Raw genomic sequence first — 22220 nt, forward strand, 5'->3', positions numbered from 1 at the left:
AAGAGGAGGCATGGTCAAAAAGCTGATCACTTTTTGTAACCATGCAATTGCTATTCTTATTTCACTCTGTTAAGACCACGATCTTCAAAGTTCCGCTTTGTGGTGGCAAACTCGCTGTTACCATTGGTCCGTAGTAAGCTTCTATCCTTGTTCCCTCTGTAAGGTCTTCAATGGTAAGTTCATTCCCGTTGCTGTCTGTGATGGTCGTTGCCTGACCTGTTATCAGATAGATGTCGCATGGATAACCTTCCCCAATATCGCTGTCATTCTGGTCCAGAAGCAGGACGGTGTTTTCACTCCATATTTCAGTTCCAAGGATCGTTCCGATCGTCTTAACAGGCTGTGGAGCGGTTTGAACGTTCTCATCAAGTACAACAATGCTAACAGCTGCACTTTGTGGTGGCAGGCTTCTTGTTGTCATTGGTCCATAGTAAGCTTCAATTCTTGTTCCTTCAGTAAGATCATCAAAAGCAAGTTTGTTCCCGTTACTGTCTGTGATGGTTGTTTCCTGTCCGATCATCAGATACAGGTCGCATGGGTAGCCTTCTCCAATATCACTCTCATCCTGGTCAAGAAGTAAAACTGTCGTTCCGTCCCATGAGTCGATACCTATGATGGTGGCAACTGTCTTTATTGGTTGTAGTATGTTGCTCTCATCGATACCATCATTGTCGATAGGTATGTTGTCTGCATCCAGACCACCATTGTCGATCAATATTTCTTCATTGGTGGTGTCGTCAGCGCTCAGGATAATTGCACCTGAGGCTATTGTCGAAAGTACGACAAGTATTAGTAATGGGATTGAAGCATTTTTTGTATTCATAATATCACCTGACGTTTAAACATATTGGTTATAACATACACTAAATCAACACGTTCATCCACTTTGAAAGAATAACTACGTTGGACGAATCATGTAAAAAGTATTGCATACATCAACTTATTTTTCTTAAGTGCACGTTTTAACCTAGAATCTACATCCTTATAATATCATATAAGGATGCCTTTAGCTACGGAAAAATTCGAAGTTATGTGATGAATATGTCATGATACCAAGATTTTCGTCATCATTATCTTACCCAATTCTCCAACCTCTTTCTCACATGAACATTGAGAGTAAACGGTATCGGACTTTATATTCGATTTCGAAGGAATTCGAGAGTTCGAATCCCTCCCCTCACAGCAGCTTATTGGGATATATGTAATAGCAAAAAACACTACGCTTTTGTAAAATTTTCACACAACCATTTTTTATAGTTTTGAAGATGGAAATAAAAAAGCTACGTTTTTTCTTTTTTGTCACTTACCATCAAGTCACCTACTAACAGCAAGTACGATTACGTATTTAATTTACCAAATGTAATATGTTTACTATACATTGTCAAATTATAATGCATAATTTGTGCGTATAAATGGGAGTACAAATTGGTTTAGGGGGTATCATTCTGGTCTCGATTTCCGAAATCACCGTCACAGAAATTCTGATAATCTTATCTCTGATCTTCTTCTTGTACGCTTTTGTCTATCCCCAGTCCCAGCTCAAGAAGATTAAGATGCAACGGCTTTCCATGATCAAACGGATGGAGCGCATGTGGGGCACAAAGGTTCTTACCATGATACACAGGAAAGAAGCAATTTCCATGTTAGGTGTTCCTGTCTACCAGTACATAGATGTTGAGGATGCTGAACAGGTACTTCGAGCCATCAGGGAGACCGGTGACCGGCCCATAGATATTATCATGCACACACCCGGAGGTCAAATGCATGCCAGCATACAGATCGCACGGGCTCTTAATAATCATAAAGAAAAGGTCAGGATAATGATTCCACACTATTGCATGTCAGGGGGTACCATCATTGCCCTTGCTGCAGATGAGATCGTAATGGACCCTGATGCAGTCATAGGTCCAATAGACCCACAGGTGGGTGATTTCATTCGTGGAACATACCCGGCACCCTCATGGATCTATGCAGCCGAAAAGAAAGGAATGGATGCTGATGACACGACCATCATCATGAGCGATATATCAAAAAAAGCAATGGAGCTTACAAAAGATGTTATCATGGAATTGCTTGAGAACAAAATTCAAGATGAAGAAAAAAGGAAGTCTGTTGCTCAAAAACTATTAAGTGGAGAGATGATACATGTCACTCCGATCTCTGCAAAAGAGGCTATTGAACTGGGTCTGCCGGTCAGCACTGAATTGCCTTCAGAAGTCCATGATTTCATGAAGTTTTTCAGGTCTGCAAAGATGAGCGTGGAATATATTGAGTGAATTGATTTTTTGAAAATGGAAAAACACGTGGTTCAGCTCTATTTTTATGAATATCCAGACATATCAATGATTTTCTTCCTCAACAGATCAGTATCATCCCTTTCAGCCACATAAACAGGTTTCACGAACTCAACAGCTTTCCTCTTCCCAACAAGATGTTGGCTTAGCTCCCTTGCTTTGAGCAACAGTACAGATCCCCAGGAACTGTTCTTGTTCCTGTACTCAACCTTACCGTTCATTACAGAACTAAATTCCTCAGTAACCTTCCTCGCTCCTGTAGGTTTAAGTCTCAATGAAAAGCTCTCTGTCCTGATAAAGTCCTTGTTATCAATAACTCCCTTTTCGATCAGGTTCATAACAGCAAGATCCACAATGAACCTGAACGGCTCCTGCAAATCATAAGCAAGACTGTACTTGCTCTGGTTCATTTCATGAAGGAAACCTACATGAGCATCAAGACCAACTGAATTAATAGCTCTCAGGCACTCAGATTCAAGTAATGCATAACCATAATTGAGCATTACATTGGTTTTGTCACCAGCTCCTGTTGCTCTTCTGTATTGGTCTATCCTTGATCTAAAATCATATTTTTCAGGAACAGCTTTGGCATACTCATTCCAGTACTTCCAGGCAACCCCACCTTCAACACCAAGTAGCTCCCTTATGGATTTGGCATTCTCAAGTTTAGCCTTATCATCAGTAAAATCATACTCAATCTCAGGATACCTCTGTTTAAGGTAATCAAGAACAGCTTCTGATTTGGAAAACTTAGCCTCAATGAACTTCCTAGCAAACTCAATCCTTGTATCCTTATCTTCATAGGCATGGTACTGGGCAAACTTCGTTTTAACATTGGTACTCTCAGGAGGAAGCATTGTTGTCAACAGTTTTCCATCCCAATTGAGAATTGTAATCTGTACATTGTGTTTGACTAACCATCTTATGGCTTCAAAGCTCAGAGATCCGCTCCGACCATACACAACAATGCTATCAATATCCACCCGTTTTGGATAGAAAACATACTTTTGAGGTTCTTCAGTGGTTGAAAATCTTCCATCTTTGATATGGAGTTTAGCAGCATCAACCCTCATGTTGATTCCATGACCGTTTAGAAGTAGCATTTTCATTGTAGATAACCTTCCATTTAGTCTAAATGATCAGCTAAGCTAATGCATCGATTTCAATACCATTTTTTTTTTGAATCTTACAGATAATTAGCTGAACAATTTGATAGAAACGTGCATATATGACATGTACTTTTTAGTTTATATAATTTATGTATGAAATGTGCTTACTGATTGCGTTTTAAAAAATTAAAAGAAATAGAACATTTATAGATCACGACTTACTTAAAATACACCGTAAGTAGAATCGTCGGGCATAGGGGTATAATATTCGAGAAGTTTACGGAGTTGCCTTTACCCGATTTACCTATATCCCCACATAGCAAGTCGATGAAGCTTCGCTCAATGGCTGCAAGCTAGCGTTTCTCGACAGGTCGCTTATAGACAATGCGGCCTATACACGACATTATGGCTTAGATGTTCCTTCGGATCTTGATAATGCATGCAGGAATGCTTGCTATACTAAGGGGTTCTTCCTCGAGCAGGTCAGGTCTTTCGAGAATAATAATGTAAGAAAAGAGGATGACATGGAAGCAAAGGCTCTCTCAAAGATAATCTTTGAGACTTATGGGCTATTCGGTTATGAAGTTGTCAAGGTTCCTGATATGGGAGCACCAGCAAAGAGATTGGATTTAATACTCGAGATTCTTTCCCTTTTTTGACCTATTAGAAATTCAAAATTGCCAAGCAAATTCCTTCTTTATGTAATCACTTGCACGTAGAGGATCACGATATGCCCTGATGTCATATTCATCCATCATCTTTCCTGAGCTGAAGTCAGTTAAATTCAGGTTTGCTGTGTTTTTCATGATATGGATATATTCTTTTGGAAGTTCCATTGGGCTTCTGTCTTTGTTATAATATTTAGGCATGATCACATTTTTCAGAAGAGAAAATAAGGCATTTGCATCTTCATCCCAACGTACGTCCCAATCAAGACTTTCTGGATTGTATGGACCTATGATAAAACCATTCACACCATTTATGATTCCTTCACGAGCACCACCATCGGCGGTGGTTGCGCATGGTACCCCGTCTGTTTTCATGTATGATGTCCCACAGGCTTCCTTATAGATGAATGGTGTGTTGAGCCAAAGATCGCTACCTGATGTCATCTTTTTTGCGATCTGTATGTTATAATTAGGGATATATACTCCCTGGATGTCATCGCTTATGACTGATAAGTTGTCCTTTATGTTCTGGATTATGCATTTACCGCCGTCATCTTTAGGGTGTGCCTTGCCGGCAAACACCAGCTGTATAGGGCCTACATCTTTTGCTATGTCGCATAGCTTGTTGATATCATAGAACAATAGGTTTGAACGCTTGTATTGTGCTGCACGTCTCGCAAAACCTATCGTGAAAGCATTATAATTCAGTTCTGCTTCAGGAATTGTATCGTTTGCGTAATCGATAAGATTTTTCTTTTCAGTATTGTGGGCTGCCCAGATCTCTTCATCTGGTATTCTAGAGCATGGATCTTTCATACGTAGAGTTCCTGTTTTCCAATCACCTGGCAATGTCTCAAAATACTTATCGTAAAGTTTTCGGAATGAATCGGATGTCCACCTATAGCTGTGGACGCCGTTTGTTATCGAATGTATGTTGTATTCAGGGAACATTTCACGGCTTACGTACTTATGTATCTTTGAGACAGCATTTATGAATCCGCTGTAGTCCATACCAAGACGGGTCGTGTTCAACTTATCATAATTATAATTTATTGCATCTCTTGGAAGTGTCTCATCGCCGTAGATTAGCCTTTCTACAAGTTCGCGGTCGAACTGGTCATGACCTGCAGGTACGGGTGTGTGTGTCGTAAAGATGCATTTTGACTTGAGGTAGTCCTGGAGTGTCAAACCTCTTTCTCTCAGTTCTTCTTCTTTGTCTTTGTTATTGTTCAGAAGTTCAAGAACCATAAGGGCTGAATGACCTTCATTCATGTGATATTTCTTTATATTGGTGAAGCCTAATGCTTCAAGCATACGGATACCGCCTATGCCGAGTACGATCTCCTGAGCCAGCCTGTATTCCCGTTCGCTTCCATAGCCGTCAGGCTTGCAGCCATAAAGACGACTGGTAATGCTCCCGTATAAGTCATTTTCATCTAGATTCGTGTCTAGCAGTATGACAGGGACTGCATTTCTGCCATCGACGCTCTTGACATCGTATTGCCAGGCAGATACTGTGACATCACTGTCTCCGACTCTTACATTTACTTTCTTGTTGAGTCTTTTGAAGTAATCCTTCGGGTTCCAATCCACGATGCTCTCGCACTGAAATCCTTCCTCGTTGAATGACTGGTTGAAGAATCCGCCTGAATAGCATGGGATTACTGCGACCATGGGGATCCCGAGGTCTGCAGCGCTCATTATCGTGTCGCCTGAAAGGATGCCCAGCCCGCCGCTATATAGGGGCAATAGGCCGTCAGGATCGATTGCTGCTTCCATCGAGAAATAAGCTATTTCTATATCTTTCCAGTCATAGGCAAAAGGATTCATCAGGTCCTGATTGTTAATTCTGTCTGCCGTTAGGTTCATCCAATCACCGAACTATCTTTTAATCACATGAGAATAATAATCAATAGCTATCAATTATTTGATTGCTGAACTATTAAAACTATCTGTCGTTTTCAAAGCAGAAGCGATATCCAGGCAACTATAAGGACTATGATGCCTAACCACTGGATCTTCCTCAGTTTTTCTCCGAAAGCCCTAGATCCATAGATCGCTGTTATCAAGGGGTTTGAGAACATGAATGCTGAGACGATTGTCACGCTTGATATCATGATTCCTGCATTGTAGGCGACGGTTCCTATGGCGACGAAGTTATTTTGCTGATCGATCCACAAAACCCTAAGCGAGCTGTAATCAGAGATCTCTATTTCTGAAAATATTGCTTCCATCATTCAATAACAGAAACTTTCTGTTCCCACTTCTCCAACCTTTCCCTCACATGAGCATTGAGAGTAAATGGCTTGTCACTCTTAGCGTTCTGGCTATTGCTGTGACTTAATTCAACACATCAAGCTTGAGTTGGACATGTATGGTCCTGACAGGTAGCACCTGATGATTGTCATCAAGTAACAGAACGAATGAATGCTATATATTCATTACTTTAACTACGAACAAATTCGTAGTCTTCTGCATGCGTTTTTGAAAAAAAAAGGAAGGCAGAATTCGTTCACTCTGCCCTTTCCCTATTTGCTTCCCTGATCTCCCTTATTCTTCTTACTGCTATCTCTGTAAGGAAGAGCAGTAATGCTGCAATAAGGAAGTATAATTTCCTGCTGACCGGCTGCTGAACGCTTTTCAGCGAGTTAGCCTTAGCATCTGTAAGTAACAGTGCCAGTGCTTCGTTCTCACTGTAGGTCTTACCACCGTTTGCCTTGATGAGCACAGGCAGGTTCTCGTTCAGGCCGACATCACGGTATTCGATAGCATAGTTCACAGCTATCGGATAACCTGAAACATCATGCATTCCGATGTTCTTTGGCTCTATCGTGGTCTCATAGGTATTCTTACCTGTGACCGCAAGCTCAAGGGTCTCTCCCTTGTACTTCAGTTTCGGGATACCTTCATCGTAGCGTGTAATGTAGAGGGTTGCAGGACTTCCAAACCATGTATCATCTCCTTCGACCACGGTTCCTTCCTCGACCTGTGGATTGCCTATCGCCCAGTTCATGGTTGAGGATATCAGCCTTGAATTGTTACCGGAGTACATCTGTGAGCTCCATGTTGCCTGTCCGCCTTTACCGTTATCCGTGGTAATGGCTGCCACCCTTCCAAGCCCATATCTCCATGTAGTGATGACCGGTTTGCCTGTGGCTGTCACAACGATCCTGTCGGCACCTGCTTTTGGTGTGACGTCATTGTAGCCGGTGACATTGCCTTCAACTTCCAGGTTGCGGGTGATGAAGTGGTTCGGGTTGTATTCAATAAGTGGGAATGATGTCATCAGTGGAACATCTTCCTCGCTATCGTCGGGGATGTCCTGATCTTCGAACTCCAGCTTTGCACGTTCTCCTCTCTCCACAGGGAAGTATATACCATCCACAGTTTCCATGAGGTCTTCCGCATAATATGTTCCAGTAAATTGATCTTTTTGATCATTAACACCTCTCTCACGCACGTGAACAAAATAGAAATTAACCCCTTCGCCTTGGATGTCTTCTGCAACTTTTAAGCTTTCATCATAACTTTGTCCAATCCCACCATCCGAGATAATAATTATATCCAGTTCTCCTACCTCGTTCTCAAGCCAGTCCTGTGCAATGAGAAGCCCCTGGTCCAAGGATGTTTCGCTGAGATCGTCTGACGTAAGTTTAGATATATCTTCTTCAAGCTTTATTACGTTAGAATATGTTCCAAGATAAACCAAACCTCCCGATACATCGATACCTTCGCTTCCATAGGCAATAACACCTGCGTAGGCATCTCTCAGGTTCTCATTCTCAAGTATGAATAGTGCATTACCAAGGACATCTTCAGCTACGGTTCCTTGTTTGATACTCGGGGACACATCAACTATAAGCACAATGCTCCTGCCACCTTTCCAGTCTGTTGGTCTTGAGAGCACCGGCAGTAAATCTTCAAATGATGAATTCAGGTAATTGCCCTGATCAAAGGAGGTCTCTCCCCCAACGACCACAAGACCGTTACCATCAGCTACAAATTCCTTGAGGATCACGACATCACTTTCTGAAAGTGTCCTTATGTTGCGGTTATCGAGGACTATTGTCTTCTTATCATCAATGTTTGTGAGCTCGTTCGTGTTGGACACATCATACAAGTTGTACAGTACATTTCCAAGAGGTGCGGAAGTATCGCTGGTCATTAGTTTGATATTCGGCTTGGGTACAACATAGATAGCTTTGTAGAACTCGTTATTAATGCCATCCTTGTCGGATGTTAGGGGTGTAAGCTTCACGCTTAACTCCTGTGCACCAAGTTTCTTGAACGTGTAAGGTACACGTATGGTCCTTGTGCGTGTCTGCTGTGTGAAGGTACCACTCCTGACAAGTGTATCTCCTGCGTAGACCTCAAAGCTATATCTTATCTCTTCATCCCCTGCCTGTGAGACAAGCACGTCGAACTGGTTCTCGTTTCCGATGACCACTGTCTTATCGCCCAGTATCTGTACGCTTATGTCATTCTCCTCAAGTTCCGGTTCCACTGAATAAACTGTAGTACCGACTTCCTCGGCGAATTGGAGAGCCTCTTCAAGGTCCTTTCCAAAGTTGCTGTTACCATCCGTTACAAGTACGATCTGGTTATCCCCGCTGGAATACTGCTCGACAGCATCCCCGAGAGAACTGCTATCTCCTGAGAGCCTGACAAGGGTCGTCGGCGTGTTTGCGGTCAGGGATTCATAGACATTATCACCCACTCCTTCCTCGAAGAGTTGCATACTGCTGGTCTCATCAGAGATTATCACTATCTGGGGTGTATCATCACTCGTGACCTCGCTGACAATTGAAAATGGGGATGCCAGTGCTACTACTAGCAATGAAAGCACTATGATGCGTGAAAGTATCAATGTCTTTCTTGCACCTTTTTTGATGAGATACAGTCCGCCGGCGATTATTGGCAGGATTAGTAGCAGTACCAGTGGTTCTTCAAAAGTAAACATCATAGCTCACCCCGGCTTCTGATAATTAGGATCTCAACGATCACCAGCAGCATGGCAATGATGATGAGATAGATGTCAATGTAATTCTTGGATGTGTAGGTACTTTCCCTAACGATCTGGGAACCATCCTGTGCTGTGGCACGGTCCATAACACCGGATGAATCGATGGTGGTGTCGGATTCCATGTCGTCATAGAGGTTGACAGCGATGTCCTTTCCCGCAACCTCGTAGATCCCGACCTCATCATAGAGCAACCTGCTGGTCGTCACGGTTCCGGTTGGTGTGGAAACATCCTGCTCTTTTGAAAGTGCGGATATGGCACCTGTCTGGACATTATAGTCGCCGATATCCCCTGCACCACCTAGCCATGCGATGAGCTTTGCCCAGAGGACAGGATACTCCGGCAGGTTATGGAAGTTGTTCCATGCATCTTCTCCGAGTTCATCGCTCAGGCCCAGATACATCACTGTTCCGTCACCGACACTCCAGTAAGCAAGCATCGGGATACCTGAATCGGTATTCACAAGTGAGACCGCATCTGACCGAATGGTAGCATTCAGGTAAGTGTAAACTGCGATATCCTCGAATCTCACATCTTCTGTCAGCCTGGTCTCCTGTACAACCTTAAGCGTTTCCCCGTTGTTGCTTTGCATTGTAGCAATTGGTTTTACCGGGAGTATTTTTAGCAGGTCAAAGTTCGCAACTGCCGGGTCAAGTGTGGAAGATGCAATGAAAAGTGCTTCTCCGCCGTTGTTTATGAAAGTATCAAGAAGTGTGACCTCTTCGGTGGTCAGTGCTCTTTGTTGTGTGTCTATCACGACAACCTTGTAGTCACCAAGGTCTGCCGGGACATTGTTCGACTGGGTTGCCCTTATGTTCGGCAGCAATGAAAGTGCAACTGATGCCGGTGAGTTCTTAACATCGGTCACAAGGAGCAAATCGTTGTGAACGTCCGAAGGGATCGATATGTAAGCTGTATTATCAGTTATAAGGCTGTCATCTTTTGTTATCCTGAGTGTTGTGACACCGGGTCCCAGGTTTGTCAACTTGAATTGGTTGGTTGAGAATGGCTTTACCTCAAGTATAACGCTCTTCTTTGTCTCGCTTCCGGATGTATCGATCTCAAGGTTGACGTTCTGTGTGGTTTCCTTGTAGTTCTTGACGACACAGTTGTATGTGTAGCCGTACTCTTCAGCCACGAGCCAGCCCTGTATTATGCCAACATTGTCCGCAGGGGCTCCTACTCTGACGAAACTGACCTTCATGCCATAGGATTCCGCAAGTCTCTTTGCAGAGACTGGATCCTCACCTTCCCAGTTGGTGAGATCAGATATGACTATTATCCTTCCGCCTTCGTTAGAAAGCATTCGCATGGCGCTCGTTATGGAACTGGACAGGTCTACCACAGTGCCTTTCCCCGATAATCCGTCCAGAGTGTCCTTTGTAGCCGAAGCACCTCCGGCTTCAAGAACGGTGACCGGAATGTTCTGTGCAAGGATGATGCTGTTCTTCTTGCTGACATAGGTCTTTGCGATCTCAGTAGCACTGTCAAACCTTCCGTCAGTGTTCATGCTTGCAGAAGCATCGATGACAAAGACAGTGTGCTCTCCGCTCAGGCTTTCCTCGGATGTGTAGAATGGAGCTGCCACTGCAACGGATAATAGAATCAGCACCAGTAATTGTGCAAGGAAGATAGGATCCCTTATCAGTCTTCTCAGGGAAGCAAATCGTTTTTTCTTCTGTTCTGCCCGCATTAGGAACATCAGGGACGGGATCTTCAGTTGAAGTGGCTTTGGTCGTAACAGGTACAATATGATAAGAGGGATCACACTTGCAAGGGCTGCAAGTCCGAGTGTGTTCTCAAAAGGCATTAAAGGCGCCTCCCGCTGATTGTATGGAAGAACGCATCAAATATGGGTGTATCAGTTGTAAATGTAAAGAAATCGGCACCAACATGGTCGCAGATATTTTTAATTCCATCGATGTGTGCCTGTAGCTCTTCCTGGTATTTATCCTTGAAATTGTTGCTGAGGTATGTCTTCAATTCATCATCTGTCTCAAGGTCCAGGAGCTTTACATGTCCGTGCATGGACAGATCGCTCTCTGAAGAGTCCAATACCTGTATAAGCATAAGGTCATGATGCGATAATCGGTAAATGGCAGATTCAATGGAACTTAAGTCTTCCATGAAATCTGAAATAATGACGACAAGTGACCGTGAATGTATAACACGCTCGTACTGCTCAACACAGCTGTTCAATGCGGTCTTACCTTCAAGATCTACTTCTGCCAGCCGGTCGATGTCCCTGAGAAGGTAGCGTCTGCCTCTGTGTGTCTGGGAGATCGCTATATCCTCGGCATATGTGGAGATGCCGAACTTGTCGTTGTCCTTGGTGACAAGGTATGCAAAACCGGCTGCAAGCATGGCTCCATACTCGTATTTTGTAACATCACCCGTCGAATAGTCCATACTGTTGCTGGAATCCAGCAGTATGTGGGTAGTTACTGATTTATCCTCTTCGAACTCTCTCACATAGAGCTTCTCAGACCTTGCATATACGTTCCAGTCGATGGATTTCAGGTCATCTCCCGGGTGGTATTCAACATATCCGAGGGTATCAAGACCGCGGCCGCTATGGGTTGAACGCCTGCTTCCGGCATAAGCACTGGACACCCGCTTTCTTACCATGAAAGTAAAGCGGTCCAGCTGGCGGAAGAAATCCACATCGATCCTGTGTTTCCTGTCACTCATGGTTCAATATCTGTTTTCGTTATTCATAGGCTGCACTTATCAGAAACTCATTTGACCTTTGTTAATATTTCCTTAATGACCTGGTCCGGTGTGATACCACGCCTTTCAGACTCGAACGTCAGGATGATCCTGTGCCTTAAGATCGGATATGCCATGGCCTCGATGTCCTCGTTGCTGACGAAGTTCCTGTTGTTTACCAATGCACGTGCTTTTGCTGCAAGTATCAGACCAATAGATGCTCTCGGGGATGCTCCATATTCGATGAAATCGGTCCATTTACGTGTTGCCATTACTATTTTGATGGCTCTGTCCTTTATGTCGTCAGCAATTGGCATATCCCTTGTGAGACGCTGCAACTGTAGCACCATTCTCTTGTCAAGCACCTTTTTGACCTGTGGTTCATCATACTGCGTGTAGCGTCTAACGATCTCTTTTTCTTCATCGAAGGACGGATAGTCCAGCAGGATCTTCAGAAGGAACCTGTCAAGCTGTGCTTCAGGAAGCGGGAAAGTACCTTCCATCTCAATAGGGTTCTGGGTTGCAAGCAAGAAGAATGGTTTGTCAAGCAGGAACGTATCATTTCCAACAGTGACCTGCTTTTCCTGCATAGCCTCAAGCAATGCTGACTGGGTCTTTGGGGAAGCACGGTTTATCTCATCTGCAAGGACTATATTTGCAAAGACAGGTCCGGGCTCGAACTTGAATTCCTTGCTTCCGCCTCTCTCCTCTATGATATGTGTACCTGTTATATCTGCAGGCATAAGGTCCGGAGTACACTGTACCCTGCTGAAATCGAGGTCCATCGTCCTGGCCATAGTAGAGATTGTCAGTGTTTTTCCAAGTCCGGGATTACTCTCCATCAGTGCGTGACCGTTGCACAGGATCGCAATGACGATCTCTTCAACTGTCTCCTTCTGTCCGACTATGACCTTTGATATCTCATTGAAAAGTGCTGCAAAGGCATCTCCAGCACCTCTGTAGACCCGTTCAAGTTCACCGGATCCGGCGTCATTGGAATTCATTTAATGTTCTCCTTGTATTGCAATTGATCGAATATGTTAATGTGATATTTTTAGTTCTTAGCCATCTCCTCGAAGTACTCTTTTATGATACTCTCATACCCTTCGGGGAGTTGCTCATAATAGGCCGGGGATGACATAAGTCCAACCTCATAGGCGGACGAGCTCACAAATTCAGGGGGTAGTTCCTCACCTTCTTCACCTGCTGTAAAACCGGTTCCTGCTCCCGGCGGGAGTGACAGGTCGACCTCTTCTCCTTCAACCACTATTACAGCCGGCTCACCCATAAGATCTTCATCACCGCCGTTCCCGTCTCCGTCATCTTCCAGTGGAAATATCTCATCCGGAGATGTTGCATTCTCTTTATCAGGCACGAATGGCAGGTCTTCGATCAGGCCTGCAAGATCATCGGGGTCAACGCCTGACTGGTAGTCGGTTACTACAACAAAACTGAAGATCGCAAGGGAGGCAACAAGAAGTGCCATGCTTGCCTTGAACCTCTTCTTTTCGAGAAGTTCGGAAGAGTTGACCTTTGAAGCGATCTCGAGGACATTGCCCATGAGCTCGTCAACAATGATGTTATGGATATTCCTGTTATCGTTCGCTGTGCGTAGCCTCTCGTTCAGTGAAGGGAACTTTTCTTCGATAAGTGGTACTATCTGTATCTTCCTGTCCCGGAAGTGTATAGCAAAGGTAAGTAGGATCGCAATGAAGATGGATATTGATGCGATGAAAAGACTTCCTGCAGAGATAGCATCTGCAGGGCCATATGTTGAATCTGCATAGAGCTCGAAGGTCCTGAATTTGAAAAGCAGTTGGTCGATCTTCAGTATCTTTAGCAGAGTGAATAATATTAATGCGATAATAGAAAAATCAAGTATCTTATAGATACGCCTGTATTTATTAGCAGCAGACTCCTGTTTTTTAATAAATGCATCAATATCCATAAGTACATATCCCTTAATGATAAATTACTAAGATTACTACGACCACTATTCATCCCTTTATATAAAAATGTGTGTTTAGCTATCCAGCGGGTAGCCATTATAAGAGCCAAGAACCTTCAGCATGGATACTTTGGAATCAATATGATATAGAGCATCTTTTATAGCTGCATTGGATGTGCTTCCTTCCAGATCGATATAGAACAGATAGTCACCGAGCGAACGCTTGGATGGTCTTGACTCGATCCTTGTAAGATTAATGTCCCGCTTTGCAAATTCGCCGAGGATCTCATAAAGGGAACCAGCCCTGTCATTCCCGATATAGGCTATTACGGATGTCTTGCGGACATAAGCTTCATTGGTGTTGCTTTCATCCATTTCCCTGTCAGTTCTCTGGATAGCAATAAAGCGGGTATGGTTCTGTTCCCTATCCTGGATATTTGGCATCAGTACATTAAGACCGTAGGCTTCTGCTGATTCCTTTGATGCAATGGCTGCCATTTCCTCGAACTCGTTGGCAAGTTTGGCAGCATGTGATGTGCTTCCCGTTGTGCGTATCTCTACATTCTTGAAATGATCTCTTATGAACTGCCTGCACTGTGCAAGTGCCTGTGGATGTGAAAGTATGATCCGGATGTCGGATATCTTGCCTTTGGATAACAGGCAATGTTCAATCGGTACAACGACCTCTCCTATAATAGTAACATCCGTTTCAAGCAAAAGATCAAGCGTGATACCCACTGATCCTTCGATGGAATTTTCAATGGGGACGATCCCCATGTCTGTTCTTCCTTCGATGACCGCGGAAAACGTGTCGGTAATATCATCATAATATAACAGGGATGCTTTTCCGGTGATCCCCTGTTTTTCCATCCAGCCTTTTGCAGCTTTATCTGAGTAGGACCCTGCAGGTCCAAGTACGCCAACGATCATCGGTTAGAATGGGGCTGCTTTATAAAAATAGTTTGTGTTGCTAACGTGTCATTTTTTTAGGAGCATGAAGATAATCCCCAGTCCAGCCAGGTTGATCAGTACTATAAGAACAGATCCGATCGTACGGCGTGTATCTTTTTGCCCTGCATCTCCCAATCCTTTCGAAACATCCGGTGTTGGATCAAACCTTATAACCTGATCGGTATCTGAAAGCACTGTTCTTTCCATGATCCTTTCTGGTTCTTCTGCTGTTTTCATTCTGATACTATACTGGGTATCCTGCTCAAGTCCATAGAATATATATGAATCATCTCCCATTGCATCTGCGATCATTTCATTGCCCTTGTATATTGTGACAGTACCGGTTTCAGGCAGTATCACCTTAAAATTAACATAACATTTTGAAGCAAGAGACCTGCCGTTTGTAAAACGCATCTCATCGGGCAGGTCAAGCACGCTAAGTATGGTGGGTGCAATGTCCTGCTGCCCGAACTCTCCTTCAAGGAGCTCATTGTTCAGGTTCTTTGATGTTACAATAAAAGGTATCCTGAGGACTTCAGGTTGGCTGGCATACTGATCCGATTTACTCCCTCCTCTTCCGTCTGCAGACTGGAATGTCATTCCGTGGTCCGATGTAAGTATCAGTGCAAGGTCATTCTCTTTTGTTCGTTCGTAAAGTTCACCTATCATTATGTCAAGGTCTTCGATAGTGTCCGCATAACCTTCACTCCTGCGATAGAGTCCTGCTGTATCCACTGCACCAACGTTGACAGTAAGGATGAACTTCTGTTCAGGATAACGTTCGTGCATAAGGTCGATAACCTCGGTCGTGGTGTCCATCGCCCAGCGGTTGTAAGCGTAATAGCGTTCAATGCTACCTTCGGGATGCTGTTCAACATAACCAGGTGCGGATTCTGCATTTGTTTCCAGGATCTCCGTTATGGATGTTTGCAGAGATTCATACTGGCTCTCATATTGGGAATTTACAATAACTTCAATCTGTGGGTCATTGATGGATGTCGTAACGTCGTGTATGACCATATCCTGTTCTGCAAGTATTTCCGATATATCTCCTTTTTCAAGGATTGCAAAGGTCAGATATCCATTTTTGTGTGCAATGTCATAGATCGTTGCATCGGTGTAAGCAACCATTGCAGGAGTTGCTCCGGAATTACCTGTTACGATCACCGAATGTCCGTTCTCACCTTCCGTGGAGGGAGTTAGTACATTAAGCACTCGCAGGCCTTGGTCTGATAACATGGATATATTTCTGACGACTGGCTTTTCAATGATCGAACCGTCGAGTGCATAAGGGATGATTTCAGGATAGATGTAGGATGAACCAAGTCCATCGATGATTAAAATGACTGCTCCGTCTGGTGTACTGATGGGATTGACATCTATCTGGGTAAGTGCCCCTGCAGGGGGCGCAGTAAAGGAAACTATAAAGCAAATAACTAAAAAAACCCGTATGACTATGCAAATATTATTTGATTTATGCCCGTTTCTCATCCTGTGGACAATATTTGTTCAGAATAAAATAAGTACTGTTTTTTTATTTCTCATTTGATTTTTTTATTTTTCTTGTTATTTGCTGATCTCGCTTATTACTTGTGTACATTTAAGCAAACGTTGTACCTAATTACATATATTCAAATATGTATATTGTGATTATTGTTTATATTATAGAGATCAAAGAGTTCAAGCACATCTTTACGGTTTATCCATTCATGTGCTTTTTTGATGCTAAAATTATCTCTGAGCTTATAGCTCACAAGAGCTTTCAATAGTCTGTTGATGTCAATACCATGTTTTTTATGTTTGCTGAATATACTAGAAAAGTTCAGGACATCGTAGAGATTTTCAACAGTCAGGATAGTTCCAATCGGAAAAGATATATTGGTATTAGGAACTATTTCGTATGTTCTTAGTTTGGTTTGCATTTTGATCGACTCAAACAAAACTAAGAACATTTATATTAATTTTAACTGACAAACTTGGGTTAAAATGATCCTTGTTCAAAACATATATTCGTTCAAGAAAAAATCCGTTCCATTTTTTGTTACAAAGTACCAGAGGGTTGAAATTGACAGACCTAACACCAAAAGAAAGATTCATGCGAGCTTTACAAGGCAAAGATGTAGACAAGGTTCCGGTCTGTTCAGTTACTCAAACAGGCACTATCGAACTTATGGATATTGCAGGTGCAAAGTGGCCGGAAGCACATTTTGATGCAGAGAAAATGGCAACTCTTGCAATTGCAGGACATGAGATCGCAGGGCTTGAAGCTGTACGTTATCCTTTTGATGGAACTGATATTCCACATACACTTGGATGTAAGATAATTGAAGGGACCTACGATACGCAGCCATCGATCGTTGATTTCCCCTGCAAAGAACCGAAAGATGTGAACGATCTGGAAATTCCTGAAAATCTCCTTGAATGTGACAGGGTAGCGACTCTCCTGAAAACAACAGATATAGTAAAAGAACGTGTTGATGACGACATACCGGTAGTTGCAGGGATGCTCGGACCGGCAGCACTTGCAATGTCACTGGTTGGTGCAAGAAATTATCTCATGTGGTTCATTTCAGAGCCTGATACCATAAAGGAATTGATCACAATAGGCACCGATATCTGTATAGAATATTCCAATGCTCTTTTTGAACATGGGGCTGATGTGATCTGCCTACCTGATTCCGAAGCCGGACCTGCGCTGATACCGCCTGAGTTCTTTGAAACGATGATATTATCCGAGTATAAGAGACTCAATCAGAAGGTGCACGGGAAGACAATAGCACATATTTGTGGAGATGCTTCTGATATCCTTGAGCCATTATCAACTTCCGGCTTTGATGGCATAAGTATCGAGGAAAAAGTCGACGTCGGATATGCAAAGAGCATCATTGGAAATAAAGCCTGCCTGATAGGGAATATATCACCGGTAGAAACGCTTCTTGGAATGCCTCCGGAACAGGTAAAAGAAGAAGCAAAAGCATGTATTGACGATGGTATAGACATCCTTGCACCAGGATGTGGATTAGCTCCGCATACCTCACTCAAGAATCTTAAGGCGTTCGTTGCTGCAAGGGATGAATATTATCTGGAGAAAGGAAAGCTCTAAACTTAAAGAACTTCTTTCTCCAGAGATGACTCTCTTTGGGGCTAGATATCTTTTTCATTTCCACGTAACTATGGCAGGTTCCCTTCCCGGAATCCCATTGACCCTGTGTTCAGGGTACCCGAACATCATGCTGTACTGGACCACATGACCCTGCGGAAGTTCCAGCTCATCCATCAATGGCTTGTAAGATGTAGCTGCTATGGCCAGGAATCCTGCCCAGCATGTTCCGACTTCAAAGGCCTGTGCTGCAAGTTCGAACCATGAAAGTGCTATAATACTGTCAGTATAACCGGTTGGGTTCTCAGCTGGCGTGTGTGCTATTACCAGATGCGGAGCTCCCCTGCAGATCGGATCCACACCCATTTCGTAAGTTGATATAAGACCCGGCATCAGCGACTTGAGAGGATGTTCTCCTTCACTTGCCACGACATCGCGCATCCAGTCGATGCTCAGACCGGTGATCTTTTTTACTTCCTCAGGATCGTGAACAATGGTCCATTGTACAGGTTGCTTGTTCATTCCGGAAGGAGCATAGCGAGAAATATCAAGTATTGCTTCTATTTTGCTCTTATCGACGGATTCATCTTTATAGCTCCTGATCGAGCGACGCATTACCATATATTTGCCTATCTCTGATGTAGGTATGGAAGGGAATTCATCATCCTGAAGCTGATAATAGGTTGAGTCGAACAAAGTTGAGATCGCGCCTTCAGGACAGAATACCTCGCAGTGCCCGCATTTCGCACAATATGTAGCAGCATCCTCAGGCGAGTAAGGAGTGCCACCTTCCTTGGAAGGAAGGATTATAGACATAGGACAGATCTCTACGCAGATCTCACAATTCGTACACAGCTCTGGGTCAATGGATATTACTGTCATCAGGTCACCTCTACTCCAAAAAATTCAGTTCAGTTAATGTTGGATGCTGGAGGATATATACTTTTCATCTGTGATGGAAAATTGGTGATGAAATAGTCGCAACAGCAGGGAATAAAGGATTGAGATTCCTGCTCGTTTCGGGTAAGCCCATCAATGAGCCAGTTGCCTGGTACGGTCCAATTGTAATGAACACGCAGGAAGAATTGAAGGTGGCTTTTGAGGAATATAGAAATGGGACTTTTAGTGAACTACTCCACGCTTACGCATGGAGCTTCCTGCTTCATTCTTTGAACTTATGTTCACAAGTCCACAGGCTCTTCCCCTCGTTCCGAAGGTGTCAAATATTTAGTAGATTTTGATTTTGAAGTGCAAACTTCTTGATATTGATAGCGGCATTGATATCTCGGTCGTGTTCTGTATTACACTCAGGACAGCTCCAATATCTATCTTTCAAAGTCATTTTACCATTGTGGAAACCACAAACATTACATAATTTCGAAGATGGCTCAAATTGGCCTATCTTTAATAGTGTCTTTCCGTACCGCTCTGCTTTATATTCGAGTTGTCGAAAAAACTCACTCCATGAAACATCACCGATTGCTTGTGCAAGACTATGGTTTTTTAACATGCCCGAAATATTCAATGTTTCTACTGCAATTGCTTGGTTCTCGCTTATTAATTTATAAGAAGTTTTGTGCAGAAAATCAGTTCTCTGGTTTCGGATTTTTTCATGAAGTGTAGATACTGCAAGTCTAGCTTTATTTCGGTTCTTTGAACCCTTTTGTTTCTTACTCGTCCGCTTTTGTAAGATTTTCATCCTATCCATACTATTTCTAAGGTGTTTGGGATTGTCGATTTTTTCACCATTGGAAAGTATGGCGAAGTGAGTAAGTCCAACATCGATTCCCAATGTTGATTTTTCATCGAACATTTCTTTTTCAGGCAATTCTTTTCCATCATCTACTAGAATACTGATGTAGTATTTTCCAGTAGGGGTTATTGATACCGTAGCGGTTTTTAGTTTACCTTCAAACTTCCGATGCAACTTTGCTTTTATCGGTTGTTTCAACTTAGGAAGTTTGATTGTATCAGTTTCAAAATCCACTGAATAATGTTGTGGTATCTGAAATGATTGTACGGGATTTTTCCTTGATTTGAAATTAGGAAATCCTTTTTTCTCTCTGAAAAAGCGAGTGAAAGCAGATTCGAGATTGATAAGTGTATTTAGTAATGATTGGGAATTGACTTATTTTAACCATTCATTGTTTGGTTTCAGGTCATGAACAAGTCGATGCTGTAATTCAAATCTCGACAAGTGTTTTTTATCAACTTCATACGCTTTGTTTTTCTGTTCTAAAGCCCAATTATACGTAAACCTACATGCACCAATATGTTTTACAAGAATCTCGATTTGGGATTCTGAGGGGTACAGTCGATATTTGTAGGCTTTAAGCATCAATATACTATATGTTTTAACAATATATCAATGTTTTGTAAAATAATGGTGTATGCGGATAGTACGCCTTTCATCCCCTACCTTACGGAAGGGGACTTCTCGGCTGAAAGTTAAATCCGGAAGTCCGGATTGATTCGATATTATTCTTTTTTCAAAATATGATTACATTTATATACTGACAGTCTGTTCTACGAATCTCTATCAACATTGACAAGATATGTCTAAGAGGATAGAACTAATGGAATTCGAGAACAAGGTCATAGAGCATTTTAGATCGTTTCTGAAAAGTCTTTATAAAGCTACCATTGAATGTTTGCTTGTTTTTTCCATTGATACTTCAAATAATTTCATATTCAGATAAATATTCACAAGTTTCCCCACCCTGAGTTACGTTTTTCGTAAAGCTTTCCCCAATTTATTTAATTGGCCCTTCAACTTCGAGCTTTGAGAGAACTTGCGGGTGTATAGTAATTTTAAGAAATGGTATAAATATGGCGTTTATAGAACAACTAAAAAATGATCAATTGAACTTTAAAAATGAGGTCTTATCCGGGCTGACGGTTTCATTGGCCCTTGTGCCGGAAGCTGTAGCCTTCTCAATAATAGCAAATGTTAGTCCATTAGTTGGACTCTACTCTGCATTCATCATTGGATTAATAACCGCAATTATCGGTGGCAGACCGGGAATGATATCAGGTGCTACCGGTGCAATAGCAGTTGTAATTGTGGCCCTGGTGCTCCGACACGGAATTGAGTATCTTTTTGCTGCCGTAGTTCTAATGGGTATTATCCAAATGACCATTGGCTTTTTGAAATTGGGTAAATTTATTCGGCTTGTACCACATGCAGTGATGTTCGGCTTTGTAAACGGACTGGCTATCGTGATCTTCATGGCCCAGCTTTCCCAGTTTAAATTTACTGACATTAACGGGATAGAACATTGGTTGGGCGGACAATCCCTGCTGGTCATGTTAGGTTTTGTAGGATTGACCATGGCTATTATCTATGTGATGCCAAAATTAACAAAAGCTGTTCCTGCTTCACTAACTGCAATTATAGTTGTTTCAGCCATTGTCATCTATTTCCAGGTCCAAACAAGAACAGTTGGAGATATTGCATCTATTGCAGGCGGTTTTCCCGAATTTCATCTGCCACAGGTTCCACTAAATCTGGAAACATTAAAAATTGTATTCCCTTATTCGCTAGTCATGGCATTGGTTGGATTGATCGAAAGTCTATTGACGCTCACCGTGATCGATGAAATGACAGAAACAAGAAGCAGGGCAAATAAAGAAAGTGTTGCACAGGGTATTGCAAATTTTGTTTGCGGGCTCTTTGGAGGAATGGGAGGCTGTGCAATGATAGGGCAGAGTCTCATTAACATCAATTCAGGTGCCAGAAACAGAATCTCCGGGATCGTTGCAGCCACGGGTCTATTACTTTTTGTTTTAGTAGGTTCCTCTCTTATCGAAAAGATACCAATGGCAGCATTGGTTGGTGTAATGTTCGTGGTTGCCATCGGAACCTTTGAATGGGCATCATTAAGGATATTCAGAAAAGTGCCCATGACGGATGTAATTGTCATGGTGGTCGTTGCAGGAATAACCGTTATCTACCATAACCTTGCAGTAGCTGTAATTGCAGGTGTCATAATTTCTGCATTGGCTTTTGCATGGGAAAATGCCAAACTGGTGCGTTCAAGAGAAATAATTGATGAGAACGGGATCAAGCATTACGAATTTTTCGGCCCGTTGTTCTTTGGTTCAGTTACGGAATTTCAAAATAAATTTGATGTGTTGAATGACCCTGATGAGATAATCATCGATCTCAAAGAATCAAGAGTTGCTGACCACTCTGCAATCGAAGCATTGAATAAGATAACCGAACGCTATGCAAAGGTTGGAAAAAAGGTTCATCTGCGACATTTAAGCGAAGATTGCCTGGTACTATTGGACAATGCATCTGCCATAATTGACGTTAATCACTGGGAAGATCCGCATTACAAAGTTCCTTCTGATATACTGGGATAAGGAAGAAAGGGCAAATAATCAAATTTGCCCCTGATTTTTTAAAATGAATACC

At 42.7% G+C, this 22220-nt stretch carries 15 protein-coding genes and 3 pseudogenes; 5 read left to right on the forward strand and 13 right to left on the reverse strand.

Translation table 11 applies throughout. The features are described 5' to 3' along the window. Positions 1-61: 61 nt before the first annotated feature. Positions 62-823, reverse strand: coding sequence for a hypothetical protein (locus tag E7X56_RS07185; RefSeq protein WP_135606134.1), 762 nt, complete (start codon positions 821-823; stop codon positions 62-64). A gap of 589 nt (positions 824-1412) precedes the next feature. Between E7X56_RS07185 and E7X56_RS07190 the strand changes: the two genes are divergently transcribed. Further along, positions 1413-2276 carry an ATP-dependent Clp protease proteolytic subunit gene (locus tag E7X56_RS07190; RefSeq protein ID WP_135606135.1) on the forward strand — a complete coding sequence of 288 codons (864 nt, stop codon included), beginning with the start codon at positions 1413-1415 and terminating at the stop codon, positions 2274-2276. Between the two features lie 44 nt (positions 2277-2320). On the opposite strand, the gene cas1 is transcribed toward E7X56_RS07190, so the two are convergent. Continuing rightward, positions 2321-3403, reverse strand: a complete 1083-nt coding sequence (cas1, locus tag E7X56_RS07195; protein ID WP_135606136.1) for a CRISPR-associated endonuclease Cas1 — start codon at positions 3401-3403, stop codon at positions 2321-2323. A 341-nt stretch (positions 3404-3744) separates the two neighbouring features. On the opposite strand from cas1, the pseudogene E7X56_RS11780 reads away from it, so the two are divergent. Next, positions 3745-4062 (forward strand): annotated as a pseudogene (locus E7X56_RS11780) (AAA family ATPase); the annotation flags it as partial. 12 nt (positions 4063-4074) lie between these two features. Here the strand turns inward: E7X56_RS11780 and glgP are convergent. From glgP to E7X56_RS07245, 9 genes are all read right to left on the reverse strand, one after another. Beyond that, a complete protein-coding gene (gene glgP / locus E7X56_RS07205; RefSeq protein ID WP_135606137.1) occupies positions 4075-5940 on the reverse strand; it encodes an alpha-glucan family phosphorylase in 1866 nt (621 codons plus the stop codon). A 92-nt stretch (positions 5941-6032) separates the two neighbouring features. Next, positions 6033-6308: an EamA family transporter gene (locus tag E7X56_RS07210; RefSeq protein WP_135606138.1), complete on the reverse strand. Its 276-nt coding sequence runs from the start codon at positions 6306-6308 to the stop codon at positions 6033-6035. A gap of 275 nt (positions 6309-6583) precedes the next feature. Beyond that, positions 6584-9034: a VWA domain-containing protein gene (locus tag E7X56_RS07215; RefSeq protein ID WP_135606139.1), complete on the reverse strand. Its 2451-nt coding sequence runs from the start codon at positions 9032-9034 to the stop codon at positions 6584-6586. Beyond that, entirely contained in the window at positions 9031-10902 is a 1872-nt protein-coding gene (locus tag E7X56_RS07220; RefSeq protein ID WP_135606140.1) for a VWA domain-containing protein, read from the reverse strand. The genes E7X56_RS07215 and E7X56_RS07220 overlap by 4 nt, the downstream gene beginning before the upstream one ends. Beyond that, positions 10902-11783 carry a DUF58 domain-containing protein gene (locus tag E7X56_RS07225; RefSeq protein WP_135606141.1) on the reverse strand — a complete coding sequence of 294 codons (882 nt, stop codon included), beginning with the start codon at positions 11781-11783 and terminating at the stop codon, positions 10902-10904. The genes E7X56_RS07220 and E7X56_RS07225 overlap by 1 nt, the downstream gene beginning before the upstream one ends. A 47-nt stretch (positions 11784-11830) precedes the next feature. Next, positions 11831-12805: a MoxR family ATPase gene (locus E7X56_RS07230; RefSeq protein WP_135606142.1), complete on the reverse strand. Its 975-nt coding sequence runs from the start codon at positions 12803-12805 to the stop codon at positions 11831-11833. A 50-nt stretch (positions 12806-12855) separates the two neighbouring features. After that, a complete protein-coding gene (locus tag E7X56_RS07235) occupies positions 12856-13749 on the reverse strand; it encodes a hypothetical protein (RefSeq protein ID WP_135606143.1) in 894 nt (297 codons plus the stop codon). Between the two features lie 75 nt (positions 13750-13824). After that, on the reverse strand, positions 13825-14679 hold the full coding sequence (pheA, locus tag E7X56_RS07240) for a prephenate dehydratase (protein ID WP_135606144.1): 855 nt from the start codon (positions 14677-14679) through the stop codon (positions 13825-13827). Between the two features lie 48 nt (positions 14680-14727). Next, complete coding sequence (locus tag E7X56_RS07245; RefSeq protein ID WP_135606145.1) at positions 14728-16191, reverse strand: sulfatase-like hydrolase/transferase; 1464 nt, start codon at positions 16189-16191, stop codon at positions 14728-14730. 574 nt (positions 16192-16765) lie between these two features. Between E7X56_RS07245 and mtaA the strand changes: the two genes are divergently transcribed. Then, positions 16766-17803, forward strand: a complete 1038-nt coding sequence (mtaA, locus tag E7X56_RS07255) for a methylcobamide:CoM methyltransferase MtaA (protein ID WP_135606146.1) — start codon at positions 16766-16768, stop codon at positions 17801-17803. 54 nt (positions 17804-17857) lie between these two features. Here mtaA and E7X56_RS07260 read toward each other — a convergent pair whose 3' ends face one another. After that, complete coding sequence (locus tag E7X56_RS07260) at positions 17858-18682, reverse strand: nitroreductase family protein (protein ID WP_135606147.1); 825 nt, start codon at positions 18680-18682, stop codon at positions 17858-17860. 83 nt (positions 18683-18765) lie between these two features. Here E7X56_RS07260 and E7X56_RS12350 point away from each other — a divergent pair. After that, positions 18766-18924: pseudogene (locus E7X56_RS12350) on the forward strand (pirin-like C-terminal cupin domain-containing protein); the annotation flags it as partial. A 95-nt stretch (positions 18925-19019) separates the two neighbouring features. Here the strand turns inward: E7X56_RS12350 and tnpB are convergent. Further along, positions 19020-20138: pseudogene (gene tnpB, locus E7X56_RS07270) on the reverse strand (IS200/IS605 family element RNA-guided endonuclease TnpB). A gap of 524 nt (positions 20139-20662) precedes the next feature. Between tnpB and E7X56_RS07275 the strand changes: the two are divergent. After that, complete coding sequence (locus E7X56_RS07275; RefSeq protein ID WP_244603446.1) at positions 20663-22168, forward strand: SulP family inorganic anion transporter; 1506 nt, start codon at positions 20663-20665, stop codon at positions 22166-22168. Positions 22169-22220: the final 52 nt, after the last annotated feature.

It is taken from the genome of Methanococcoides sp. NM1, from assembly GCF_900774285.1.
Taxonomy (GTDB): Archaea; Halobacteriota; Methanosarcinia; order Methanosarcinales; family Methanosarcinaceae; genus Methanococcoides; species Methanococcoides vulcani.

Coding starts and splice junctions, on each gene's coding strand:
- E7X56_RS07190 (WP_135606135.1), top strand. CDS start 1,413: ATGGGAGTACAAATTGGTTTAGGGGGTATCATTCTGGTCTCGATTTCC.
- cas1 (WP_135606136.1), bottom strand. CDS start 3,403: ATGAAAATGCTACTTCTAAACGGTCATGGAATCAACATGAGGGTTGAT.
- E7X56_RS07215 (WP_135606139.1), bottom strand. CDS start 9,034: ATGATGTTTACTTTTGAAGAACCACTGGTACTGCTACTAATCCTGCCA.
- E7X56_RS07220 (WP_135606140.1), bottom strand. CDS start 10,902: ATGCCTTTTGAGAACACACTCGGACTTGCAGCCCTTGCAAGTGTGATC.
- E7X56_RS07235 (WP_135606143.1), bottom strand. CDS start 13,749: ATGGATATTGATGCATTTATTAAAAAACAGGAGTCTGCTGCTAATAAA.
- pheA (WP_135606144.1), bottom strand. CDS start 14,679: ATGATCGTTGGCGTACTTGGACCTGCAGGGTCCTACTCAGATAAAGCT.
- glgP (WP_135606137.1), bottom strand. CDS start 5,940: ATGAACCTAACGGCAGACAGAATTAACAATCAGGACCTGATGAATCCT.
- E7X56_RS07230 (WP_135606142.1), bottom strand. CDS start 12,805: ATGAATTCCAATGACGCCGGATCCGGTGAACTTGAACGGGTCTACAGA.
- E7X56_RS07185 (WP_135606134.1), bottom strand. CDS start 823: ATGAATACAAAAAATGCTTCAATCCCATTACTAATACTTGTCGTACTT.
- E7X56_RS07225 (WP_135606141.1), bottom strand. CDS start 11,783: ATGAGTGACAGGAAACACAGGATCGATGTGGATTTCTTCCGCCAGCTG.
- E7X56_RS07245 (WP_135606145.1), bottom strand. CDS start 16,191: ATGAGAAACGGGCATAAATCAAATAATATTTGCATAGTCATACGGGTT.
- E7X56_RS07260 (WP_135606147.1), bottom strand. CDS start 18,682: ATGACAGTAATATCCATTGACCCAGAGCTGTGTACGAATTGTGAGATC.
- E7X56_RS07210 (WP_135606138.1), bottom strand. CDS start 6,308: ATGATGGAAGCAATATTTTCAGAAATAGAGATCTCTGATTACAGCTCG.